Source organism: Rhizobacter sp. P2_H2, from assembly GCF_056403375.1.
On record NZ_JBFUFP010000400.1, the window covers coordinates 1 to 4,572 of the forward strand.

Consider the following 4,572-nt stretch of genomic DNA (forward strand, 5'->3'; position numbering starts at 1 on the left):
CGTGAAGTCGGGGCATCGGTCTCTCCTGGGTTGGCGACGGAGCATCTCTCAAGAGCGACCACTGCCGAAGCCCCTGCTGCGCATAGGGGACGAAAACCGTAGGATTCTGTGCAAGGAGACACCCGCATGACCTTGCAGCCCTCTCTCTGGTTGGCGTTCGCGCTGGCCCTGTTGACCGTCGCCGGCAGCGCCGCGGCCGCCCCTTCGGCCGCGCTGTCGGCCGACGAGCTCGCGCTGCGTTCGCTGGCCGCCACCTGTGCCGCCTGCCATGGCACCGACGGCCGCCGGGCACCGGGCAGCGCGATCGTCGGCCTGGGCGGGCGCGAGCGCGACGACCTGCTGGCACGCCTCATCGGATTTCGCGATGGCAGCCGCCCCGGCACCGTGATGCCGCAGATCGCCAAGGGCTACACGCCGGCGCAACTCTCGCAACTGGCCGGCTGGTTCGCCGCGCAGGCCCGATGAAGCGCCGTGACCTGCTGGCGACGGCCGGCGCGTTCGGGCTCGTCGCCGGTTGCGCGGCACCGGCCGCCGTGCCGGCGCGTGCGCAGGTGGTGGTGATCGGCGGCGGCTTCGGCGGCGCCACCGCGGCGCGCTACGTGCGGCTGCTGTCGCAACAGCGCATCGAGGTCGTGATGATCGAGCCGCAGCCGCGCTTCGTGTCCTGCCCCGGCTCCAACCTGGTGCTGGGCGGCACGCGCACGCTCGACGAACTGACGCTGTCGTACGACGCGCTCACGTCACGCCACGGCGTGCGCTGGGTGCGCGACGAGGCCACCGCGATCGACGCCGGGCGCCGCCAGGTGACGCTCGCCTCCGGCGCGGCGATCGGCTACGACAAGCTGGTRCTGTCGCCCGGCATCGAGCTGATGTTCGACGAGGTCGAGGGCCTGCGCCGTGCGCACGACGACGGCCGCGTGCTGCAGGCCTGGAAGGCCGGGCCCGAGACGCTCGCGCTGCGCCGGCAGCTCGAGGCGATGCCCGACGGCGGCGTGTTCGCGATCACGATCCCCGAGTCGCCGTACCGCTGCCCGCCCGGGCCGTACGAGCGCGCCTGCGTGGTGGCAGCGTATTTCCGGCGCGCCAAGCCGCGCTCGAAGCTGCTGATCCTCGACGCCAACCCCGACGTCGTCTCGAAGCCCGCGCTCTTCAAGGCCGCGTGGCGCGACCTGTACCCGGGCATCGTCGAGTACCGGCCGCAGCACAAGGTGATCGGCGTCGACGCGGCGGCGGGCACGCTGCGCATCGAGCTGCAGGATGCCGTGCGCGCCGACGTGCTGAACGTGCTGCCGCCGATGCGCGCCGGCGCGCTCGCGGTGAAGAGCGGGCTGGCCAATGCGGTGAACCGCTGGTGCCGCGTGAACTTCATCGATTTCGGCTCGACGGCCGCGCAGGACGTGCACGTGCTCGGCGACGCGATCCAGATCGCCCCCGGCATGCCGAAGAGCGCGCACATGGCGAATGCGCATGCCAAGGTGGCGGCCGCGGCGATCGTCGCGCAGCTGTCGGGCGTCGCGGTCAACGAGCACCCGATGCTGACCAACACCTGCTACAGCTTCGTCGACGAGACGAACGCGATCCACGTCGCGAGCGTGCACGAGTACGTCGCGGCGGAGTCGACCTTCAAGCCGGTGGCGGGCGCCGGCGGCGTGTCGGCGCAGCGCAACGAGGCCGAGGGCGCCTATGCCGGCGCGTGGGCGCGCAACATCTGGGCCGATACTTTGGGGACATGAGCCTTCCTGCAGAACTCGATCCCTGGTTCGCCCGCATCGCCGTCGGCGACTACGCCGGCCGGCTCGATGTCGAGCTCAACCTGCTCGACCGCGCGCAGGCCACCGAGTGGACCGGCTTGCTCACGTACCACCCGATCGTCGCCGCGCTCGGCGGCATCGTGCTCGACGACCCCGAGACCAGCAACCACCACGTCTACGCCAGCCGCTCGCCGCTGCGGGGCAGCGTGTTCTACCTGGCCCATGACGACGACTCGCGCATCGTCTACGCGTCGCTGGCCGATTTCCTCGCGGCCGCCGACGACGCGAAGCGGCAGCAGACCTGGCTCAGCGAACTGCACCCGGCCTGCTCGCCGGTCGCGGCCGACCAGGCCGGCCTGTCGCGCTGGATCGGCGAGCTGATCGGCGGCCACGCGGGCCACGATGTCGTGATGGCCCTGGTGCCGTCGCTGGACCTGACCGACACGGCCCTGCTGCGCCGGCTCGTCACCGACCCCGACTTCTTCCTCGGCGAGGCCGTCGCGGCGGAGATCGAGAAGCGGYCGACGCGCGCGCTCGGCCCRATCGCCGAGCTGTGCACGCTGCATCCGCACCCGCAGGTGGTCAGCGCCGGGCGGCTGGCGGCGCGCGCGATCGCGACACTGCGCTGAAGCCACCGCCGTGAACACTCCCGCCAAGACCCCCGATCCGCGCGTGGCCCGACGCATCGCCTGCCCACGCTGCAGCGCGCCGATGCGCGTGCTGTCGCTGTCGTCGCACAAGGGACTGCCGGTCACGGTGGAGCATTGCCCCGACTGCCGCCTCGTGTGGTTCGACGAGTTCGAGTCGGTGCAGCTCGACAGCTTCGGCTGGGTGCGCCTGCTGCGCGAGATGGAGGCCGGCACGGGCCGCCCGCTGGCCGAGGCGCAGGCCGCGCACCCGGCCTGCCCGCGCTGTGCCGCAACGCTGAAGCAGGTGCAGAACCGGTCGCGCTTCGGCCTGTTCGCCGCGCTGGAGTGCCCGCGCCGCCACGGCCACCTGCACAGCCACAGCGGCCTGCTGGCAGAACGCGGGCTGGTGCGCCCGCTGGGCGTCGCCGAGCGGCAGGCGCTGGCGCAGGAGAAGCACGCGCTGCACTGCCTGAACTGCGGCGGCGCCGCGTCGGCCGGCGACGACCACTGCAGTTGGTGCGGCACCGCGCTGGTGGTGATCGACATGCCGCGGCTGGCGCATTCGCTCCGGCTGCAGCTGGACGGCATGGGCGCATCGCCGCGCGCCATCGGCCGTGCCACTGCCTGGCCCTGCCGCGCCTGCGGCGCTGCCCTCGACCCGGCCCGCGACACGCAGTGCGGGCACTGCGGCCACATCGTCGTCGCCCAGGACCTGCCGGACATCGACCCACTGCTGGCGGCGGCCGAAGCCGATCTCGCCGCGGCCGCCGAAGTCGAGGCGAAGCGCCTCGCGCGCTACCCCAGCACGCGCCGGCCGCGCACGCCGGCCGCGCCAGGCTCGGCAGCGGCACCTCAAACGCGCCGGTCGATTCTGTCCGGCTGGACGCCGCTGCTGGCTGCTCTCGCGGCGGCGCTGGCGCTCGCCGTGTTCGTCCTCGCCGATCTGCACGGGCCGGGGCGCGACCCGATGGAAGCCCTGCGCGAGCAGCGGCTGGGCGCCCGCCCGGGGTCGGCCTGGGCCTTGCTGCCGGTGTGGCGCGAGCTGGCCCCCGGCGACCGCAACGGCCTGCAGGCGCTGCGCCGCGGGCTCTTCGCGGTGCACCTGCGCCAGCTCGCCGGGGAGCACCTGCCGGCCACCGCGACACTGGGGCAGGTCATCGACGACACGCTGCCGCAGGCCGCGCGGTACCGCGACATCACCGGCCGCTGGCAGGCCGAGCTGTCGCGCAGCCTGAAGATCGACCCGGTGGCCGGCGAGCCGCCGCTGGGCGACGAAGCCGCGGAGTTCGGCGGGCGCCTCGCGCCGGCGGCACCGAACGTGTGGATCCAGTCCCCATCGCGCACGGCCGCGCTGTGGGGCCTGACGGTGCAGAACAGCGGCAGCTTCACCATCCTGGCCCACAAGCTCGCCGTGCGGATCCCGCTCAGCTACCGGTCGGGCGTGAACTGGCGCTGCCACCCGGCGCGCGGTGCGAATCCGGTGCTGGCGCCCGGCGCCAGCGTGACCTTGTTCTGCCGCACGACGGTGTCGCCGTCGGACCAGGACGACACCTGGCGCACCGCGATGCAGAAGCTGCGCGCCGGCGAGGCGACGGACCTGCAGTGGAGCGACGAGGCCTTGCAGACACCGGGCGGCTTCGACGCCGCCACCGACCGGCTGGTCGCCGACGCGTTGAAGGGCCCGGCCGCGCAGCCGCCCCGACGCAGCTGGGGCGAGCGATGGTCGATGCTGACGACGCCGCGCCGCCACTTGCTGCTGCTGGCCGGGTTGATCGCCGCCTTCGCGCTGTTCTGCACGCTGGCCCGCCTGCAGGGCGAGCGCCGTGCGGTCATCGCGCTGCTGCTGGTCGGCGCGGTGGGCAGCTTCCTGGGCGGGCGCGGAGAAGGCGCGGCGTCGGTGCTGCTGGTCGGCATGTACCTCGTGCTGTCGATCGGGCTCGTCTTCGGCTTCGCGTTCGGCGCGCGCCTGTACACAGGGCTGTTCTTCCGGCGCTAGGGCGCCGGCCGCTACGCTTCCTGCCCCGGCGCGCGCCGGCCGGACGCCGCGGTGCCGAGCGCGCCGAGCACGCCGCCCAGCACCAGCACGTACCACAGCGGGGCGGTGCCGCCCTGGTCGCCGACGGGCCGCAGCCCGGCCGCGCCGATCACCAGCGCGATCGCGGCCACCAGGGCCAGCAGCAGCAGCGGCACCG

General features: G+C 73.7%; 5 protein-coding genes. 4 read left to right on the forward strand and 1 reads right to left on the reverse strand.

Annotated features, from left to right (window positions below; genetic code table 11):
* Positions 1–126: 126 nt before the first annotated feature.
* Genes AC1D15_RS18930 through AC1D15_RS18945 form a run of 4 tightly spaced genes read left to right on the forward strand, consistent with a single transcriptional unit; the run spans position 127 to position 4,376 of the window.
* Positions 127–465 carry a c-type cytochrome gene (locus AC1D15_RS18930; RefSeq protein WP_477827196.1) on the forward strand — a complete coding sequence of 113 codons (339 nt, stop codon included), beginning with the start codon at positions 127–129 and terminating at the stop codon, positions 463–465.
* Positions 462–1,733, forward strand: a complete 1,272-nt coding sequence (locus tag AC1D15_RS18935; protein WP_477827197.1) for an NAD(P)/FAD-dependent oxidoreductase — start codon at positions 462–464, stop codon at positions 1,731–1,733. Before AC1D15_RS18930 ends, AC1D15_RS18935 begins: the two co-directional genes overlap by 4 nt.
* Positions 1,730–2,380, forward strand: coding sequence for a hypothetical protein (locus AC1D15_RS18940; protein WP_477827198.1), 651 nt, complete (start codon positions 1,730–1,732; stop codon positions 2,378–2,380). The genes AC1D15_RS18935 and AC1D15_RS18940 overlap by 4 nt, the downstream gene beginning before the upstream one ends.
* A 10-nt stretch (positions 2,381–2,390) precedes the next feature.
* Positions 2,391–4,376, forward strand: coding sequence for a TFIIB-type zinc ribbon-containing protein (locus AC1D15_RS18945; protein ID WP_477827199.1), 1,986 nt, complete (start codon positions 2,391–2,393; stop codon positions 4,374–4,376).
* An 11-nt stretch (positions 4,377–4,387) separates the two neighbouring features.
* On the opposite strand, the gene AC1D15_RS18950 is transcribed toward AC1D15_RS18945, so the two are convergent.
* Positions 4,388–4,572: hypothetical protein (locus AC1D15_RS18950; RefSeq protein WP_477827200.1), on the reverse strand; the 185-nt coding region annotated here is incomplete at its 5' end.

What these genes read in the sequence shown, in the direction of transcription:
- AC1D15_RS18930 (WP_477827196.1), top strand. Translation starts at nt 127, where the DNA reads ATGACCTTGCAGCCCTCTCTCTGGTTGGCGTTCGCGCTGGCCCTGTTG.